Source organism: Flagellimonas oceani, from assembly GCF_011068285.1.
GTDB lineage: Bacteria > Bacteroidota > Bacteroidia > Flavobacteriales > Flavobacteriaceae > Flagellimonas > Flagellimonas oceani.
Window position 1 is genome coordinate 3,800,684 of the sequence record NZ_CP049616.1, and the last position, 18,568, is coordinate 3,819,251.

17 protein-coding genes and 2 tRNA genes are annotated in these 18,568 nt (G+C 41.9%); 11 read left to right on the top strand and 8 right to left on the bottom strand.

Features of this window, described 5'->3' with window-relative positions:
- The first annotated feature begins 130 nt into the window (after positions 1–130).
- The 6 genes from GVT53_RS17170 to GVT53_RS17195 all read left to right on the top strand — a co-directional run bounded on the left by GVT53_RS17170 (position 131) and on the right by GVT53_RS17195 (position 8,151).
- Positions 131–997 (top strand): MBL fold metallo-hydrolase, encoded by an 867-nt coding sequence (locus tag GVT53_RS17170; RefSeq protein WP_166249713.1) that lies wholly within the window; start codon positions 131–133, stop codon positions 995–997.
- 25 nt (positions 998–1,022) lie between these two features.
- The gene (locus tag GVT53_RS17175) at positions 1,023–2,672 is read left to right on the top strand and encodes a S8 family peptidase (RefSeq protein ID WP_166249714.1); all 1,650 of its coding nucleotides are present in this window, start codon (positions 1,023–1,025) and stop codon (positions 2,670–2,672) included.
- A 3-nt stretch (positions 2,673–2,675) separates the two neighbouring features.
- Complete coding sequence (locus GVT53_RS17180) at positions 2,676–4,526, top strand: M1 family metallopeptidase (RefSeq protein WP_166249715.1); 1,851 nt, start codon at positions 2,676–2,678, stop codon at positions 4,524–4,526.
- Positions 4,527–4,669: 143 nt separating this feature from the next.
- Positions 4,670–5,467 (top strand): ribonuclease P protein component, encoded by a 798-nt coding sequence (locus tag GVT53_RS21215; protein WP_166249716.1) that lies wholly within the window; start codon positions 4,670–4,672, stop codon positions 5,465–5,467.
- Positions 5,451–7,076 (top strand): S41 family peptidase, encoded by a 1,626-nt coding sequence (locus GVT53_RS17190; protein ID WP_166249717.1) that lies wholly within the window; start codon positions 5,451–5,453, stop codon positions 7,074–7,076. The genes GVT53_RS21215 and GVT53_RS17190 overlap by 17 nt, the downstream gene beginning before the upstream one ends.
- A 112-nt stretch (positions 7,077–7,188) precedes the next feature.
- Positions 7,189–8,151, top strand: coding sequence for a DUF3592 domain-containing protein (locus GVT53_RS17195; protein WP_166249718.1), 963 nt, complete (start codon positions 7,189–7,191; stop codon positions 8,149–8,151).
- A 10-nt stretch (positions 8,152–8,161) separates the two neighbouring features.
- Here the strand turns inward: GVT53_RS17195 and GVT53_RS17200 are convergent, their stop codons facing one another.
- Entirely contained in the window at positions 8,162–8,743 is a 582-nt protein-coding gene (locus tag GVT53_RS17200; RefSeq protein WP_166249719.1) for a hypothetical protein, read from the bottom strand.
- 251 nt (positions 8,744–8,994) lie between these two features.
- Here GVT53_RS17200 and dcm point away from each other — a divergent pair, with 251 nt between their 5' ends.
- Positions 8,995–10,242, top strand: coding sequence for a DNA (cytosine-5-)-methyltransferase (dcm, locus tag GVT53_RS17205; RefSeq protein WP_166249720.1), 1,248 nt, complete (start codon positions 8,995–8,997; stop codon positions 10,240–10,242).
- The gene (locus GVT53_RS17210; RefSeq protein ID WP_166249721.1) at positions 10,220–10,828 is read left to right on the top strand and encodes a hypothetical protein; all 609 of its coding nucleotides are present in this window, start codon (positions 10,220–10,222) and stop codon (positions 10,826–10,828) included. The genes dcm and GVT53_RS17210 overlap by 23 nt, the downstream gene beginning before the upstream one ends.
- Positions 10,829–10,894: 66 nt before the next feature.
- Here the strand turns inward: GVT53_RS17210 and GVT53_RS17215 are convergent, their stop codons facing one another.
- The 3 genes from GVT53_RS17215 to rpiB are packed head-to-tail and all read right to left on the bottom strand — an operon-like array spanning position 10,895 to position 12,698.
- Positions 10,895–11,338 carry a GNAT family N-acetyltransferase gene (locus GVT53_RS17215; RefSeq protein ID WP_166249722.1) on the bottom strand — a complete coding sequence of 148 codons (444 nt, stop codon included), beginning with the start codon at positions 11,336–11,338 and terminating at the stop codon, positions 10,895–10,897.
- Complete coding sequence (locus tag GVT53_RS17220) at positions 11,338–12,261, bottom strand: cation diffusion facilitator family transporter (protein WP_166249723.1); 924 nt, start codon at positions 12,259–12,261, stop codon at positions 11,338–11,340. Before GVT53_RS17220 ends, GVT53_RS17215 begins: the two co-directional genes overlap by 1 nt.
- A 5-nt stretch (positions 12,262–12,266) precedes the next feature.
- Positions 12,267–12,698, bottom strand: a complete 432-nt coding sequence (gene rpiB / locus GVT53_RS17225; protein ID WP_166249724.1) for a ribose 5-phosphate isomerase B — start codon at positions 12,696–12,698, stop codon at positions 12,267–12,269.
- Between the two features lie 594 nt (positions 12,699–13,292).
- Between rpiB and rnr the strand changes: the two genes are divergently transcribed.
- The 3 genes from rnr to GVT53_RS17240 are packed head-to-tail and all read left to right on the top strand — an operon-like array spanning position 13,293 to position 16,874.
- Positions 13,293–15,476, top strand: a complete 2,184-nt coding sequence (gene rnr / locus GVT53_RS17230; protein ID WP_166249725.1) for a ribonuclease R — start codon at positions 13,293–13,295, stop codon at positions 15,474–15,476.
- 52 nt (positions 15,477–15,528) lie between these two features.
- The gene (locus GVT53_RS17235; protein ID WP_166249726.1) at positions 15,529–16,209 is read left to right on the top strand and encodes a head GIN domain-containing protein; all 681 of its coding nucleotides are present in this window, start codon (positions 15,529–15,531) and stop codon (positions 16,207–16,209) included.
- A 2-nt stretch (positions 16,210–16,211) separates the two neighbouring features.
- Entirely contained in the window at positions 16,212–16,874 is a 663-nt protein-coding gene (locus tag GVT53_RS17240) for a LysE family translocator (protein WP_166249727.1), read from the top strand.
- A 32-nt stretch (positions 16,875–16,906) separates the two neighbouring features.
- On the opposite strand, the gene GVT53_RS17245 is transcribed toward GVT53_RS17240, so the two are convergent.
- From GVT53_RS17245 to GVT53_RS17260, 4 genes are all read right to left on the bottom strand, one after another.
- Positions 16,907–16,977, bottom strand: a tRNA-Cys gene (locus tag GVT53_RS17245).
- A 75-nt stretch (positions 16,978–17,052) separates the two neighbouring features.
- Positions 17,053–17,124 (bottom strand) — tRNA-Cys (locus tag GVT53_RS17250).
- A gap of 64 nt (positions 17,125–17,188) precedes the next feature.
- Positions 17,189–17,545 (bottom strand): dihydroneopterin aldolase, encoded by a 357-nt coding sequence (folB, locus tag GVT53_RS17255; protein WP_166249728.1) that lies wholly within the window; start codon positions 17,543–17,545, stop codon positions 17,189–17,191.
- 47 nt (positions 17,546–17,592) lie between these two features.
- Positions 17,593–18,552 (bottom strand): PorP/SprF family type IX secretion system membrane protein, encoded by a 960-nt coding sequence (locus GVT53_RS17260; protein ID WP_166249729.1) that lies wholly within the window; start codon positions 18,550–18,552, stop codon positions 17,593–17,595.
- Positions 18,553–18,568 lie beyond the last annotated feature (16 nt).

Below are 18,568 nucleotides of genomic sequence, written 5' to 3' on the forward strand. Positions count from 1 at the left end.
CATATTTCCCCAAACATTGACATATTTAACGAAACTCGTCCTCTTTTTGTTAAAATACGGCCAATATATCTTTATTTTTTCGGCATTTAGATGGTGCTTTTCTTATTTTGCACCCCATTTTACTTTCGGAATGACAATTTATCCCATAGAGACAGGTAATTTTAAGTTGGATGGTGGAGCCATGTTCGGTGTGGTTCCCAAATCTATTTGGAACAGGACCAACCCTGCGGATGCCAACAATATGATCGATCTTGCCGCCCGATGCCTTTTGATAGAGGATGGGGACCGACTTATTTTGATTGATAATGGACTGGGCAACAAACAATCCGAAAAATTCTTTAGTTACTACTATCTCTGGGGCGATCATTCCTTGGACCAATCGTTAAAAAATGCCGGCTTCCATCGGGATGATGTAACAGACGTTTTTTTGACCCATCTACATTTTGACCATTGCGGTGGCAGCATTCAATGGAACAAGGATCGTACAGGTTATGAGCCCGCCTTCAAAAATGCCAAATTCTGGACAAATAAAGACCATTGGGAATGGGCCACCCGGCCGAATGCACGGGAAAAAGCTTCTTTTTTAAAAGAAAACCTTTTGCCCATGCAAGAAAGCGGTCAGTTGCATTTTGTGAACAGAAAGGAAACCTCTTTCATAGAAAATTCTGAACTCGGGTTCGGCATTCATTTTGTGGACGGCCATACCGACAAGCAAATGCTTCCACATTTAAAATATAGGGGCAAAACATTGGTTTTTGTGGCCGACCTCATTCCCACGGTGGGACATATTCCCTTACCGTACGTTATGGGATACGACACCCGCCCTTTGTTGACCTTAAAAGAGAAGGAATCTTTTTTAAATAAAGCCGCAGAAAACGATTGGCTGCTCTTGTTCGAGCACGATGCACATAATCAGATCTGCTCATTGAAGCAGACCGAAAAGGGTGCGCGCCCGGACCGCCTCTTTTCTTATAATGAAATATTCAGTACACAATAACCTCACATTTTTACAATTAATTTTTATGAATCGCACATATAACAAACTATCATTCCTGTCTCTGTCCGCTGCCCTATTTTTAATGGGCTGCGGGTCTACCGCGTTGGTTTCGACCCCAGTTGATAACATTGACTCCGTACCCTTGAAAGTTGCCGAACTTACCGAAACGGAAAAGAAAAACTGGGGACACTTGGACCTCATCAAGGACACTATTCCGGGAATGAGCGTGGACAAGGCCTACGATGAAATCATTAAGAACAGAAAAGGGAAGACCGTTGTTGTGGCCGTTTTGGATTCGGGCATGGATCTGGAGCACGAAGATTTAAAGGGCGTCCTTTGGACCAATTCCGACGAAATACCCAATAATGGCAAGGACGATGATGGCAATGGGTATGTGGACGATATACACGGTTATAACTTTTTGGGCAAATCCTATAACGAGCAACTGGAATATGTTAGAATGCTACGTTTAAACATCGGGGATGCATCAGAGAGGGCGGAAGCAAGACTTTTGCTCGACAAGGAGTATCCCGAGGCCGTTCAGAACAAACAGCAGTACGAACAAATATTTCAGGTGGTGAAAGGTGCCGATGAACTTGTTAAAAACGAGTTGGGCAAAGAGACCTACACCAAAAAGGATTTGCTATCCATAGAACCAAAAACGGCGCAAATGGAGCAAAGTGTTGCCGTATTGACCCAAATGTTCACTTATGGCGATAGTATTACAGAGGTGTTGGAAGAGCTTGAAGAAGGCATCACTTATTTTACCGATCAGGCCAACTACAACCTCAACAAAGACTTTAACGGTAGGGAGCCCGTGGGCGACGACCCTTATGATATTGACGACGTTCCGTACGGTAACGGAAATCCAAAGAACATGGTGGATACCGAAAGTCATGGAACCCACGTTGCCGGAATTATCGCTGCAAAAAGAAACAATGGCATTGGTATGAACGGAGTGGCCAAAAACGTTGAGATTATGAGCATTAGGGCCGTTCCAAACGGAGATGAATACGACAAGGACATTGCTTTGGGCATTAGATATGCGGTTGACAATGGAGCGTCCATAATCAACTGTAGCTTTGGAAAATCTTTTTCTCCAAAGGCCGAGTGGGTCTACGATGCCATAAAATATGCCGCCTCCAAGAACGTGTTGATCGTGCATGCCGCGGGTAACGATGGAGACGACCTAGAGATTCCCGAAAACAGAAACTACCCCAACGACGATATGGACAGCGACAGCGAGTTTGTGGACAACCTGATCACCGTTGGAGCACTTTCCAGTAGTTATGGCTCCAAAATGGTAGCCTCTTTTTCCAATTATGGGAAACAACGTGTGGATGTTTTTGCTCCAGGCGATGCCATATATTCCACGATGCCCAATAGCGAATACGAGTTCCAAGGAGGCACATCCATGGCGGCCCCGGCAGTTGCAGGCGTTGCTGCATTGATTCTTTCTTATTATCCAGACCTTTCCGCATCGCAGGTCAAAAGCATCATCATGCAGTCCGGACTTAGAACAAAGACCTCTGTAATTGTTGCCGGTGATGAGACCAAAGCAACCACTTTCGACAAAATTTCCAAGTCCGGTAAGATGGTTAATGCCTATAATGCCTTAATTTTAGCAGACAACATCTCAAACGGCAAAATGACCTTAGAAAGCAATTCAAAATAAAATATGAAGCATTTACGATCCCTCTTTTTTTCGGCCTTTTTTGGCGCTACCCTTTTTTTAAGTGCGCAATCAAGCGACTGGCAACAGCACGTGGACTATACCATGGATGTACAGATGGATGTAAAGACCTATCAGTACACCGGCACACAAAAATTGGTCTATACCAACAATTCCCCGGATGATTTAAATCGTGTTTTTTACCATTTATACTACAATGCATTTCAACCTGGCAGTGAAATGGACATTAGGCTCCAAAGTATCAAGGACCCCGATAAACGAATGATGGAAGACGGGAAAAGCAGGATTGCATCCCTATCAGAAAGTGAAATGGGGTATCTCCATGCCGAATCGCTTACCCAAGATGGCCAACCCGTGACTTTTACCGAGGAAGGAACCATTCTTGTGGTTGATTTGGCCAAGCCTATTCCTTCCGGAGGAAAAACCACTTTGGAAATGACGTTCAACGGACAGGTTCCGCTTCAAATCAGACGTTCGGGAAGAAACAGTAGCGAAGGCGTTGCGCTTTCCATGAGCCAATGGTACCCAAAATTGTCTGAATATGATTTTGAAGGGTGGCATCCCAATCCATACATAGCCCGTGAATTCCATGGCGTTTGGGGCGATTTTGATGTAAAAATCACCTTGGACAAGGATTACACCGTAGGTGGCTCCGGATATCTTCAGAATCCAAATGAAATCGGACACGGATATGAAACACCCGGCACAAAAGTAAAAACCAAGGGCAAAACCTTGACTTGGCATTTTAAAGCACCACAAGTACACGACTTTATGTGGGCGGCCGACCCAGACTACATCCACGACATTTATGAAATGGAAGGTGGCCCAACGCTTCATTTCTTGTACAAGGACAATCCAGAGTTCAATGAAAACTGGAAAAACCTACAGCCGAAAACGGCGGAAGCCATGAAATTTTTCAGCAATAATGTTGGTAAATATCCTTATAAACAATATTCCGTTGTACAGGGAGGCGATGGTGGAATGGAATATGCCATGAGCACCTTGATCACCGGCGAACGCGAATTCGGAAGCCTGGTCGGGGTTATGGTTCACGAAATGGCCCACTCTTGGTTCCAGCACGTGCTTGCGACCAACGAGTCCGAACACGAATGGATGGACGAAGGTTTTACTTCTTTCATCAGTAGCTTGTGCATGAACCAGATCATGGAACAGAACAAGCAAAACCCTTTTGAAGGTTCCTATCGCGGATACTACGCTTTGGTAAACTCCGGTCTGGAAATGCCACAGTCCACCCATGCGGACAGATATCCCACGAACTTTGCCTATGGCATTTCAGCTTATAGCAAAGGTTCTATTTTCCTTTCCCAATTGGGGTATATAATCGGGCAGGACAAGTTGATGGAAACCATTCAAAAGTACTTTGAAGACTTTAAGTTCAAGCATCCCGTTCCGAACGATATCAAAAGAACTGCAGAAAAAGTATCCGGCATGGAGCTCAACTGGTATTTGACCGACTGGACCCAGACTACCAACACCATCGATTACGGAATCAAAACTGTTGATGCAGATGGCGATAACACCAAAGTTGCCTTGGAGCGCATCGGTGAAATGCCAATGCCGTTGGATATCCTGGTCGTTGGAAAGGACGGAACACAGGAAACATACTACATCCCATTGCGGATGATGTACGGTGAAAAAGAAAATCCATATCCAAACCTAAACCGCACTGTTCTGGACGATTGGCCATGGGCTTTCCCAACATACGAATTTACCTTGGACATGCCCTTGGAGAACGTACAGGCCATTATGATAGACCCATCCCAACTGATGGCGGATGTAGATGGAGAAAACAACGTGTATCAGGCAGAGGAATAAGCGCTGTTCTTTTAACAGCACAACAAGGGTGGCCGTTTGTGCCGCCCTTTTTTATTAAGGAAGGGCTCATCCTTGTCCCCTTGAGGGGACCTTAGGGGTGTTCGTTGACCAATTATTCTTAATATATTTAGCTTTTGTGACCATTGAAAAACAAGATTATTCCATACAATCCAAGGTTAAAAGAGTTCGCTAGGCAACTGCGTAAAAACAGCACGCTCTCTGAAGTCCTTCTGTGGGAAAAAATAAAACAGCGTGCTTTGGGGGTTCAATTTCATCGACAAGTGCCTCTCCTTGAGTACATTGTTGACTTTTATTGCCATGAATTACAGCTCGCTATTGAAATTGATGGGATATCTCATGAGTTCAAATATGATAAGGATGCAGAAAGAGAACGTCAACTAGAAAAAGTGGGCGTACATTTGATTCGGCTACAAGATAGTGAGGTCAAAAAAAATATGTTCAGTGTTTTGATGACCTTAAAAGAAGTCATAAATGAAATGCAAAGTAAAAAGCCTGGTTTTGAATTAGAAATTACACCCCTAAAGTCCCCTCAAGGGGACATTTCCTTCCCCAAAAAAGAGAAGCTGACCAATAAAAAACTGTTCGAAGCGCTCTTTACAGAAGGCAAGTCATTACATGTATTTCCCATCAAGCTCATCTATTTACCCGTTGATTTTAATGATGGCCCGCAGGTAAAAGTTGCGGTGGTCGCCCCAAAAAGAAGGTTTAAAACCGCAGTGGCCCGTAACCACATCAAACGACTGATGAGAGAGGCGTACCGGCTCAACAAGCCCCTCATTTTTAACAACATTGAAGGAAATTTTGCGTTCATATTTTTATACCTTGGCAAGAAGGCTCCAAGTTTTGATGAAGTTGAAACGGCCATGAAAAAGCTATTAGATGCCTTTATAAATAAAGAATCCCATGAAAAGATTGATTAGAAAGCAGGTTTTGGTTCCCGTTTTGGCGGTTGTGGTCCTGGTCGGGGCCAGTAGTTTTAAAAGCGACTTTTTTGAAATTGCCAAACAGATAGAAATCTTTACGACCCTCTTCAAGGAGCTCAACATGAATTATGTGGACGAGACCAATCCCGCCGAATTGATGGATTCCGCCATAAAGAGCATGTTGGAAGAACTGGATCCCTATACCCAGTTTTTGAACGAGCAGGATGTAGAATCTTTCAAAATCAACAATGCGGGGGAATACTCCGGCATTGGCGCTCTTGTCCGTTCCTATGAAAACAAATTGGTCGTTGTGGAGCCATATCAAGGGTATGCAGCGGACAAAGCAGGATTAAAGGCCGGAGACGAAATTATAAAGATTGGGGAAACCTTGGTCGCCGATTTTGACGATAACGCAGGAGAGCTGCTCAAAGGTGCCAACAACTCCACTGTTGAGGTCACTTTTTTACGGCAGGGAGAAACCAAAACCACCACCATTACCAGAGGTGGCGTGGAGGTAGATGCCGTTCCTTTTTATGATATGATCGATGATAAAACCGGATATATTGTTTTGTCCCGTTTTAACCAAAAAGCTTCCAAACAGACACAAACTGCTTTGCAGGACCTTAAGGGCCGTGGTGCCGAAAGATTGATTCTTGACCTTAGGGGAAATCCCGGCGGTCTTTTGTCCGAAGCGATAAACGTAACCAATCTCTTTGTACCAAAAGGCGAACTTATCGTTACCACAAAATCCAAGGTGAAAAAATTCAATCAAGAATATAGGACGAGAAACAAAGCTGAGGACTTGGAGATTCCTTTGGTTGTGCTTGTTAATGGAAAAAGCGCATCGGCCAGCGAGATTGTTTCGGGCGGACTTCAAGATCTGGACAGGGCCGTAATCGTCGGTGCAAGGAGTTTTGGCAAAGGCCTGGTTCAGCGGCCGCTCAAGCTTACGTACGGCACACAGTTAAAGGTCACCATTTCCAGATATTACACCCCTTCCGGTAGATGCATCCAATCGTTGGATTATTGGAACCGGGACGAACAGGGAAACGCTGTCAGGAACACCAATTTTAACGAGTTTACCACCAGAAACGGAAGAAAGGTCTGGGACGGGGGCGGTGTAATGCCGGATATCACCATCGAGTCCTTGAAAACAAACTCCCTGATCGATGCTTTGGAAGCCAACAACATCGTTTTTGATTATGCAACGCAATATTTCTACGACCATAATTTTGATTCCGTCGACAGCTTTAACTTTTCAAGCTCGGATTACAGCGCTTTCAAGGCCTACGCGGCGGAACAGAACTTCTCTTACCAGACAAAAACCGAAAAGGTTTTGGAGGAGACCATTAACGGTGATGATACCTTGCTCGGCTCCGAGGTCCAAGAAAAGTACAAGGACCTTCTTCTTGCCGTAAACAGGGGAAAAATCAATGCGCTGGATACCTATGAAGACGAAATCAAGAAAAATCTGGAAGACGAGATCATTACCAGATATTTTTACCGGGAAGGTCTTTATAAACATTATTTAAAACATGATGATGCGATCTTGACCGCAAAAGAATTATTGGCCGACAACGCCAAATACTCCAAAATTTTAAATTAAAAAATAGCCCTTTACCAATCCAAACGGGGCATCTATCAATTCAAACCGTGTAACCGTCAAGTTTAGTGGTGAAATCATCTATTAAGATGGTACTTTAACCTAAAACTTGTTTATGAACTACACCATTCTAACGCTCATCCTAGTTATTGTTGTCCTTTTGTTTTGGCTCAATAATCTTATGAAAAATTGTTTTTCTCGGTCTTTTTGTATTCTGAGAAACCGCAAGAACAAATCCATCGAAACAAAGGAAGCCTCGATCATCTCCGTAAAAACCATTAAAAAAGGGGAAAAGCCACTTTTGGAGCTCTTGCTGTTGTTAGAAAACTTTTCCGGGAGCCATATCCATAGAAAAATTAGGGTATGGGACAGCAAGCCCAGCTTAAAACGGTTTGAACAGGATAAGACCATTCCTGTTGGACTGAATATTGCCCGAAAGCCCAAAGACCCCATTTTCCTGTCTCAAGAAGTTTGTCGGTTTTCGTTCGTGTTTGTGCTCATCTGTATTTTAAAAATCGTCGTCTATGTCGTTGGCAGTTACATTTTGATGGGTGAGGCCCTGCAGAAAATATTTTCTTCTCCGGAAAAGTATGAGATGGTATTCAAATCATCACAAACATGGCAGATCGGGCTCATTCTCATCGGGGTAAGCATTCTTTTGTACCTGCTTTTACAAAAAATCGGTGTTTTGGTGAATGGAAAAACCAGTATGCAAAACTGGAACCTATTGTACTACGGCGTTGCGGCAACAGCCATTATTACGGACCACAGGGACACTGGGGCATTTATAAAAAATGACAAGGCCATCCAATTTTCATACGTATTTAAAAACAGTAGAGGTGAAAGGGTCGAGGGGCTTGACAAAAAATTCTTGGACGATGCCGATGTTGCCTCACTTTTGGAATCCGATCAGTTGGAAATTATGTACCTCCCCAGTAACCCGAAGATCTCGCGCATCAAAGAGAATTTGGAGTCCCAAGATTTTATTCTTTTTCTCAACAGACTTTTTATGATAGTGGTCTTTATCTTTTCAGCAGTTTTTGTATTCTCTTTTTACAAAACTGTTTTTGGAGGTTGATCTTAGCCCGTTAATCCCCCTCCTCAAAATAGATCTTGATCAACGAAAGGGCTTCGTCCTCAAAAAAGAAATCCATGGCACCATAGTCGTCGGTGTAAACAAATGTGTTGGCCGCCGATGCATTTGGATCATCAATTTGCATGACGGTTAAAAACTCCTGTTTTGGCATTCCAATTTTTATTCCGTTCAATACCGATAATTTTGGCGTGGTAATGTTGGCATTGTGTTTCCCTTCCTGCAATTGATAGAATTTGATTTCTGTGTCCTCGTAAGTGACCTTGATCAAAGCATCCCTTTCTCCGGAATACTCATCCTTAAAATAATCGATATCAATCCGAATCTCCTTGCCCAAAAGAGCCTTGATAGCGTCTATTTCCAAAGCAAAATCATACGGGTCATAAATAGGGACCTCCGATGCTATTACATAACTTTTTTCCGAGGTTTGGACCGCTTTTGGGATATTCGCGCTCACTTCATGTTGTTCCGTTAAGTCGGTTTTTTCGGGCGATTTACTTTTGATTTCCCCGCTTTTTGGGTTTTTGCATGCCATGCAGAGAATTAATAGGATATGGGCACTGATTGTTGCTCTCATTGTTAACTTGTTTTGGATTTTTAATCCAAATTAGCGAAACCGTCAAAAAATTGATGCTGCCAATTGACGAATGCCCCTTTTGAATTTACCAATGGCCCTCTGGAGCCATTTCTGTGATTCCATAATCGGATTCCTGTGAGTTGATTCGATAGAATTTCAGTCTCTGGTCGTGGCTCTACGTACCAAAAACCCGTGTTCACAAATTTGTGGGACCATACCATTAAAAAAGGGAATTAATTCTATTTTTGGGCATGCAACAACTTAAAGTCTGTGAACTTTTTGCGGGTGTTGGCGGTTTTCGCTTGGGATTGGAAAGCACAAAACACTACAAAGTAGTGTGGAGCAACCAATGGGAGCCTTCCACTAAAATGCAGCATGCATCTTTGGTCTATGAGGCACGGTTTGGTGCCGAAAATCATTCCAACGCAAATATAGAAACCGTAAAAACGGAGGAAATTCCCGACCATGATGTACTAGTTGGGGGCTTTCCGTGCCAAGACTATTCCGTTGCGACTTCCTTAAAAAATTCCAAGGGACTCATTGGTAAAAAAGGAGTGCTCTGGTGGTCCATTCACCGGATTCTTTCGGAGAAGAAAAATAAGCCCAAATACTTGTTTCTCGAAAATGTGGACCGTCTATTAAAATCGCCCTCCAGCCAACGGGGCCGGGATTTTGCCGTAATGCTCCGTAGTTTGTCGGATTTGGGCTATGCCGTGGAATGGCGCGTGATCAATGCGGCCGAGTATGGTATGCCACAGCGCCGAAGGCGCGTTTTTTTTCTGGCGTATTTAAAAGGTACGGACGTTTATAAAAACCTTCAGAAAGCCAATCCTACCGACTGGATTTTAAGGGATAGTACATTTTGTGAGTCCTTTCCTGTTGAGCAATCCACAAAAAATCTTGTTGAATTTGATTTGGAAAAGGATTTGGTCCAGTTATCGAACAATTTCAATAAGGAAGAAGGGCTGTCCCCGTTCTTGAACACAGGGATTTGTATAAACGGGAAAGTATCTACCCTAAAAACTGCCCCTTCGTACGATGGCAAAAGAACCGTCCTCTCCGATATTTTGAAAAAAGGTGCCGTTGCTCCGGAATATAGTATTGACGAAGCCGACCTGCCGAAATGGGAATATTTAAAGGGGGCAAAAAAAGAAATACGCAAGACCAGCACTGGTTTTGAATACAATTACAGCGAGGGCAGCATGGTTTTCCCCGATGCCCTTGATCAACCTTCCAGAACTATAATAACCGGTGAGGGCGGCAAGTCCCCATCCCGGTTTAAGCACGTGGTCCAGACCTCCAAGGGACTGCGAAGACTCTTACCTGTTGAATTGGAACGGTTGAACATGTTTCCAGATAACCATACCAAATTGGAGGGCATTTCGGATGCCAAACGTGCCTTTTTTATGGGCAACGCACTGGTTGTGGGCATTGTGGAAAAAATAGGTGTTTCCCTGTTCCGGAAAATATCCGAACTTGAAAAGCAACTTCAAAACTGATCTTTCCAAAGAAAAACAACTGACGCCTTTACTGGATTCGTACTATCAAAAACACTTAAAGCATTATTGTTTTGAACGGGTTTCCCATCTTAAAAAACAAGTACAGGGCATAGATCTTATCCTAAAGGATAAAGCTTCGGGAAAGCAATTTTTTGTTGATGAAAAAGCTCAATTGGATTACGTGAACGAAAGTTTGCCCACTTTTGCCTTTGAACTGGTGTATCACAAAAATGGAGTACAAAAAGAAGGTTGGCTGTTCGATGTTTCCAAAAAGACCCATTTTTACGCCTTGGTGACCAGTATTTATTCAGATGATGAAGATGAGTTCACCAGTTGCAACATCACTTGGGTAAACCGTGAAAAATTGATTCTTCGTTTGGATGAATTGGGGTTGAATCAAGATAATTTAAAAAAATTGTCTTTCCAACATAGAGAAAATCATGGAAAACTGATTTTGGAACAACTTGACCCCCGAAATCAAGGCTATCTGTTCTTTTCCCGTCAGAACAAAGCGGAAAAACCCGTGAATCTTATTTTAAAACTGGATTTTTTGGAGCGGCTTGGTGTGGCGAAAAGGTTGGTTTAGTCAGTAATGCTATGATTTGTAAGTAGATGAATAACACCCCAAAAGTGCCCTAAAGAGATAGGACAGTTATTCGGTCTTCAACATTCTACGATGTGGAATCCCATCTTCCAAATATTCTTCTCCAGTGGCATTAAAACCTAATTCCCTATAAAATTTTAATAGATAGGATTGCGCCGAAATCTCTATGGTCTGCCCGGGGAATTTTTGATTTATTGCAGCCAAGGATGCCAACATGATCTGTTTGCCCAAACCGTATTTGCGTTGTTCTTTGCTTACCACTACCCTGCCAATACTCACATTATCAAAATAATCGCCCGGTTTAAACATTCGTGTGTAAGCAACTACTTCCTTATCTTTAATTCCCATGACATGAAGTGCTTTTTGGTCTTTGTTGTCCACATCTTGGTACACGCAGTCCTGCTCCACTACAAAAACGGCACTGCGGAGTCGCAGAATTTGGTAAAGTTCTTTGGTTGATAGCTCATCAAAGGTTTTAACGGATACTTGCATTAATCTTGGACTATTACGCTTTTGGAATCGCACTTATCAAACTCCGGTTGTATGTTTACATGGTTTATCCCATGCTTATGATACACGTGCTCTTCGATTTTTTCAAGGATTTCATCAAACTCGGAAAGGCGGATATCATTTTTAAAATCGATATGGGCCTCCAGGTGGACTTCGTCTTCATTGAGTTGCCAAATATGTACGTGGTGCACATTTTTAACGGGCTCTATGGTACAGATGGATTCCACAATATCTTGGATGACCACGGTTTTTGGCGTGAAGAGCATCAATACCTTGGTGGATTCCTTCAACAGATCATACCCCATATAAATAAGGTAGACACCAATGATCATGGTAAGGATGGCATCCACCCAATAGATCTGAAAATATTTCATCAGAACACCACCTATTAAAACGGCTACGGATGCCATCATATCGGTAAGGAGATGTAAATAGGCAGATTTCATGTTCATATTGTTCTTTGAATCCTTTTTCAACAACAATACACTAAACCCGTTTCCTGCAATGGCGACCAAAGCGAGCCAAATAACGAGGTTGGATTCTATTTCCTGCGGATCCATCAATCTTTCCACAGCTTCTTTCATTAAGATAATGGCCACAACAACCAGAGTCGCGGCATTGATGAATGCTGCCAAAATCTCAGCTCGTTTATACCCAAAGGTTTTAAGATTGGATGCTTTTTGTTGTCCCAATCGCCTGGCCACATAGCTTATTATCAAACTAAGTACATCACTAAAATTATGAAGGGCATCCGATAATAATGCAAGACTGCCCGATAGCAATCCCCCTATAATTTGTGCCAACGTGATCCCAATGTTCAGGAAAATGGAAATAAGGAGGTTCCTTCCCTGTAGATCGGGATGGGCGTGCGAATGTGAATGTCCGTGATGGTGATGGTGACCCATAGGGTTTATCTACATGGAATTTTTTCTATTCTACGTTCGTGACGACCGCCTTGAAACTTTGTTTTTAAGAATGTTTCCACCATATCCAATGCCTGCGGTAGTGCAATAAAGCGAGCCGGTAAGCTTAAAATATTGGCATCGTTGTGCTCTCTGGCCAATTGGGTAATCTCCTTGTTCCAACAAAGGGCTCCCCTAACACCCTGGTGTTTATTGATCGTCATGGTGGCTCCATTGCCACTACCACAAACTACAATGCCAAAATCTACTTTACCTTCTTCCACATCGGTAGCTACAGGATGTGTAAAATCCGGATAATCCACACTGTCGGTTCCATCTGTTCCGTAATTGATAACTTCTATTCCTTTAGATTTTAACAGACCGATAATGGCAAGTTTATAATCGGTTCCCGCATGGTCGTTTCCTATGGCTATTTTCATGGTTGTGGTATTAAAATGGGTACATGGCAAAGGTACAATATCTTTTGATGTTATACTGTTCATAAAATCGTACGGAATTTTCCATTCGATTAAAAAACAAGCCATTAACAATAACACCATTTTGTTAACTATTTGCCCAAAACTTATAGTAACGAAATTTTGTAATTCAAGAAAATCGATCAGTAGGAATAATTATTTAATGTTGCGGTGATATTCAATTAAAAATTAATCAACCAATATCAAGAACTTTTTTACGGTAATTAACATTAAAAACACATTAACTTTTCAATAAATTGATGTTGATAACGGTTATTAAAAACTGTGTACAAAAAATCTAATCGATTGATTTTTAAAATTCTTGTGGTCTTACAAATTGTGAACAAACTATTTTGATCGTTCAAAGCAACTTTTTTACCAAAATTTTATTCCACATTTCAACGATCCATCATAATCATCATTTTAATTAAATTTAAAAAAGAAGAAAAAATATAATATTGATTATTGTTGATAAAGTTGACTTTGTTTGTGATTACTTATCCTTTCCTTGTGGGCCAAGGATTATAATTCGTATTTTTCAAAAAAATAAGGACGTTAATGTCAAAGAAAAAGAAGAGAGCTGGTAGTCAGCGAAAGAATGAAATTACGAAGGGCATTTTCACCGTACTGGAAAAGGAACCATCTAAAAGCTTCAATTATAAGCAAATAGCATCAAAACTCGGAATAGACGATACACAGGACCGAAACCTTTTGATCAAACGTTTGGGACAGTTAAAGGCCGGTGAACGAATTTTGGAGCCCGAACGGGGCAAGTATCAAAAGAAGCAATCACTTCATACGTATTACACAGGTAGGGTTGATTTGACCACAAGTGGCAATGCCTACATTATTGTGGATGAACTGGAAGATGACATCTTTGTCCAGAACAATAATTTGAACCGTGCCTTCCATGGCGATACGGTCGAGGTTTTTATAAAACCGAGGCGCAAGAGCAAAAAAATGGAAGGTGAGATTTCCAAGGTACTCGAGCGCAAGAAAACATCTTATGTAGGTATTGTAGACAAGCAAAAAAGTTTTGCATTTGTACGCCCTACCGATTCCAGGATGTACACGGATATATTTGTCCCGCCCGAAAAATTGAAGAAAGCAAATGATGGCGACAAGGTATTGGTCAATCTGGGTGATTGGCCCGATGATACCGATTCTCCATACGGCGAAATTGTGGAAGTACTGGGACGCCCCGGGGAACACAACACCGAGATACATTCCATTTTGGCCGAATATGGCCTGCCGCACGAGTTTCCTTATGAGGTAGAACAGTTCGCCAAAACATTGGATACCAGTATAAAGGAATCCGAAATAGCCAAGCGAAGGGATATGCGGGACGTACTCACCTTCACCATCGACCCAAAGGATGCCAAGGATTTTGATGATGCACTTTCCTTTCGAAAGTTGGAAAATGGCAATTATGAGATCGGTATCCATATAGCCGATGTATCACACTACGTGCAGCCGGATACCATTTTGGAGGATGAAGCCTACGATAGGGCCACATCGGTATATTTGGTGGACAGGGTGGTTCCTATGTTGCCCGAGGTACTCTCCAATATGGCCTGTTCGCTTCGACCCAACGAGGAAAAATATACCTTTTCCGCAGTTTTTGAAATGGATGACAATGCCAAATTGGTAAAGCAATGGTTTGGTAGAACCGCCATTAATTCCAACGAACGTTTTGCCTACGAAGAGGCCCAGCATATTATTGAGACCGAGCAGAACAATATTCCAAAGGAAATATCCATAAGGGAAGGAGCGTATTCCGTTTCGGACGATGTTGTGGATGCCGTTCTCACTTTTGATAGATTGGCAAAGATAATGAGACAGGCCAGGATGGATGCCGGTGCCATTTCTTTTGATAAAATAGAGGTGAAGTTCCATCTCTCCGAAGACAATGAGCCCGTTGGGGTTTTCTTTAAAGAAGCAAAGGATGCCAACAAATTGATCGAGGAGTTTATGCTCTTGGCCAATAGAAAGGTGGCCGAATTTATCGGCAAACAGAAGAAAACGTTTGTGTATCGGGTGCACGACAAGCCCGATGAGGATAAATTAATGGCCCTGAACGGCGTTATTTCCAGATTCGGACACAGTATCAACCTAAAGGACAGTAAGACCATTAACCAGTCCCTGAACAAGTTATTGGAGGATGTAAAGGGCAAAAAAGAACAAAATTTAGTGGATACGTTGGCCATCCGCAGTATGAGCAAGGCCATTTATACCACGGAAAATATAGGCCACTACGGACTTGGCTTTGAATATTATACCCATTTTACCTCGCCCATACGCCGTTATCCGGACGTAATGGTCCACCGTTTGTTGCAACATTATCTGGATAAGGAAAAAGCCCCAAAAGCTGATTTTTACGAGGAAAAATGCAAACATTCTTCGGATATGGAACTATTGGCCGCCAATGCGGAGCGCGATTCCATCAAGTATATGCAGATCAAGTTTATGGAAGATCACAAGGACCAGGAATTCCTTGGTGTTATTTCCGGAGTTACCGAGTGGGGCATTTATGTGGAAATTGTGGAGAACAAATGTGAGGGCATGGTCCGTATCCGGGACATCAAAGATGATTATTATGTATTTGATGAACGCCAGTACGCCATAATCGGGGAACGTACCAAACGGATGTACCAGCTTGGGGACGAAGTTTATGTAATGGTGAAGAACACGGATTTGGTTAAACGCCATCTGGACTTTTCGTTGATCGGTAAAAAGAAATAATACTATTTTGGAATAAAATTTGTTATCCTATTGAGAACCAAATTTTTATAACATGAGAATTATTACGATTGTTATTTTGTTCCTATCCCTTCAATATATTGAAGCCCAGGATGCTACCATAACCCAAAACCTACAAAAATTTACAGAAGTAAAGGGGTTTGATGGTATTTCCATCAATTTGATTAGATCCAACGAAAACAAGGCGGTCATCACCGGCGCCAATACCTCCAATGTGGCCATCGTAAACAACGAAGGTGTTTTAAAGATCCGAATGGAGATCGTTAAAATATTCAGTGGATATAGGACCTATGTAGATTTGTATCATTCCGAAGAATTGGTGATCATAGATGTTAACGAGGATGCCAGAATATCTTCCGACGATACCTATGTGCAAAAAGTTTTGGAACTTAAGTCACAGGAGGGCGGGGAACTCGAGATCAACTGCGAAGTGGACCAATTGCTGATAAAGGCAGTTTCGGGGGGTAAAGTTTTTGCCGGCGGCTTTTCCAATAATCAAGATGTGATCATTAACACCGGTGGTGAGTACAGTGGTAGAAACTTTAAAACAAAGTTTACCACCATAAGCGTAAATGCAGGCGGTAACGCAGAAATTTATGCAACCGACTATGTTAAGGCCAATGTTAAGGCCGGAGGGGAAGTGCTGGTATATGGAGATCCAAAAAAAATGGACGAGCATACCCTCTTTGGAGGAAAAATAAAAAGAGTGAATTAAAAATGATTGATGATATCCAAGCTGCCATCCCTTTGGGATTTTTGTTGAGCTTTATGATCGGACCTGTTTTCTTTGTTTTATTGGAAACCAGTGCCACAAAAGGTTTTAGGGCAGGTGTGAGCTTGGATATCGGAGTAATATTTGCCGATATTGTTTTTCTGCTCATCGCCTATTTCAGTAGTTTTCAGTTATTGGAAAATTTGAGCAACGAACCTGGATTATTTGTTTTTGGTGGAATGATTTTATTGGTATACGGGATTTTTCTTTTTGTGAAAAAAACGAAAAAAAAGACCAATGTAAAGGCCTCCAAGGGAACGTATTTGGGTTTATTGGTTAAAGGTTTTCTTCTCAATTTCATCAATATAGGAGTATTGGCTTTTTGGTTAGGGCTCATAATTGTAGTTGGGCCCAGTTTGGAGAACGATCCCAATAGAATGACGGTGTTTTTTGGTACCGTACTGGTGGTCTACTTTGCAACGGACCTAATAAAAATTGTATTGGCCAAACAATTAAAAAAATACCTGACCCAAGAACGTATTGTTTTGATAAAGAAAGGATTGGGAATAGTTTTGATCATTTGTGGCATAGTACTCATAAGCAAAGGTTTTTTGCCGAGCGATCGATTTGATCTTCAAGAACGAATAGAACGGATAGAGCACCTGTAAACAAAAAACCCAGCACTAAGTACTGGGTTTTGAGGCATCGAGCGGATTCGAACCGCTGTACAAGCTTTTGCAGAGCTCTGCCTAGCCACTCGGCCACGATGCCAAAGGGATCGCAAAGCTAAAAATATTTTATGAATATCTGGATTGAAATAATCTAAATATTCATGCAACGATTTTGAGGCATCGGGTGGACTCGAACCACCATAAAAATCCTTGCGGGACTTTGTCTATCCAATTCGACCACAATGCCATTTATGTTGATAACAACAAAAATATAAAAACAATGTTTTAATCAGTGCTTAATTATCAGCGGTTTATCGAGTAATTTTCAATTTTACCGAAACACTTTCCACATCACCACCGATGGGCGGATTAATCTTGGAAACTTCGACTTCGACTTCGGTCACTTCTTCTATTTCTTTGAAAATACGATCAATAATACGTTTGGCCACATGTTCCAATAAATTGGAACGTACTTTCATTTCTTCTTTTATGATGTTGTTAAGATGTACATAATCCACAGTTTCGCTTAACTGATCGGAGACTGCAGGTTGGGAAAGATCCGCAGAAATTTCAAGATCTACCCTGTAATCGCTCCCAATGAGCATTTCTTCCTTTAGGCATCCGTGGTTGGAATGTATTCTAATGTTCTTTAACCTGATCTTTCCCAAAACTGTGATTTATAAGAAAGGGTAAAAATACGTCAAAACACATTAAATCAATACATACATCTACAGTTACTTATTCCTTGGAAAAGGTCCATTCCCACGGTAACAACGTGTGTACCTGTACTATATCCCAAAATCTCATTGGTGATCACTTGATAGGAATAACCAAAATAGAAATTACTTTTCTTAAGTCCGGCTATGGGGGCAATGTACAAGGGTTCCCCTAATTGATCGTTCAAAAAACGGTAGGTGAGGCCCACATAGTAATAATCCTCAAAATCGCGGAAACGGAACTTGGCGTTCAAATCGGTAACGGAACGGCCATCGCTCTCGAACCACTGAAAGAATACGGATGGTTCAATTTCCAACTTACTGTTCTTGCTCTTGGAAAAGCTGTAACCGGAATAAACATAATAGTTTCTGAGCTTATTGGGCTCTATGGTAATAATATCGGTATTGAAATTGGAGAGATCCTTGTTCAGTACGTTGCCTGCATTGGCACTAAAAAAGAACTTGTCGTAGCGATAAAGCACGCCCAAATCAAAATTGTGGTTGGTGGTCGCCTTATCGTCCGCGGGCAATTGACCGTTATTTTCCCTGAATTGCTCCACATCGATCCTAAACTGGTTAAAGTTGTAGGAGATACCAAAAGAGAGAAAAATGTCGTCGTACCTATCCAACGTTAAATGGTGCGCAAAAGATACCCTTGCGCCTCTTTGCCGTGTATATCCATTACTATCGTTGTACAAAAGCATACCAACTCCGGATCTATTCCCAATTCTGGCATCGGCGGCCAAGGTCTGGGTATCGGGGGCATCTTCTATCCCTACCCATTGCGTAAGACCGTTTAAACGAACTTTTATATGATCACCGATACCTGCATAGGTAGGCGACATTAAAAATGGATTATCGGCGATATATTGGGACAATTGGGGTACGGTCAACTCTTGTCCCTTGGCACAAAATACCAAGGAAAACAATAAGATTGTTACGTATATTCTTTTTTGCATGGGGTTAAAGCAGGTT

Bases quoted from the DNA above. Each gene is read 5' to 3' on its own strand.
- GVT53_RS17170 (WP_166249713.1), top strand. From the start codon at position 131: ATGACAATTTATCCCATAGAGACAGGTAATTTTAAGTTGGATGGTGGA.
- GVT53_RS17175 (WP_166249714.1), top strand. From the start codon at position 1,023: ATGAATCGCACATATAACAAACTATCATTCCTGTCTCTGTCCGCTGCC.
- GVT53_RS17180 (WP_166249715.1), top strand. From the start codon at position 2,676: ATGAAGCATTTACGATCCCTCTTTTTTTCGGCCTTTTTTGGCGCTACC.
- GVT53_RS17190 (WP_166249717.1), top strand. From the start codon at position 5,451: ATGAAAAGATTGATTAGAAAGCAGGTTTTGGTTCCCGTTTTGGCGGTT.
- GVT53_RS17195 (WP_166249718.1), top strand. From the start codon at position 7,189: ATGAACTACACCATTCTAACGCTCATCCTAGTTATTGTTGTCCTTTTG.
- GVT53_RS17200 (WP_166249719.1), bottom strand. From the start codon at position 8,743: ATGAGAGCAACAATCAGTGCCCATATCCTATTAATTCTCTGCATGGCA.
- dcm (WP_166249720.1), top strand. From the start codon at position 8,995: ATGCAACAACTTAAAGTCTGTGAACTTTTTGCGGGTGTTGGCGGTTTT.
- GVT53_RS17215 (WP_166249722.1), bottom strand. From the start codon at position 11,338: ATGCAAGTATCCGTTAAAACCTTTGATGAGCTATCAACCAAAGAACTT.
- GVT53_RS17220 (WP_166249723.1), bottom strand. From the start codon at position 12,261: ATGGGTCACCATCACCATCACGGACATTCACATTCGCACGCCCATCCC.
- rpiB (WP_166249724.1), bottom strand. From the start codon at position 12,698: ATGAAAATAGCCATAGGAAACGACCATGCGGGAACCGATTATAAACTT.
- rnr (WP_166249725.1), top strand. From the start codon at position 13,293: ATGTCAAAGAAAAAGAAGAGAGCTGGTAGTCAGCGAAAGAATGAAATT.
- GVT53_RS17235 (WP_166249726.1), top strand. From the start codon at position 15,529: ATGAGAATTATTACGATTGTTATTTTGTTCCTATCCCTTCAATATATT.
- GVT53_RS17240 (WP_166249727.1), top strand. From the start codon at position 16,212: ATGATTGATGATATCCAAGCTGCCATCCCTTTGGGATTTTTGTTGAGC.
- GVT53_RS17260 (WP_166249729.1), bottom strand. From the start codon at position 18,552: ATGCAAAAAAGAATATACGTAACAATCTTATTGTTTTCCTTGGTATTT.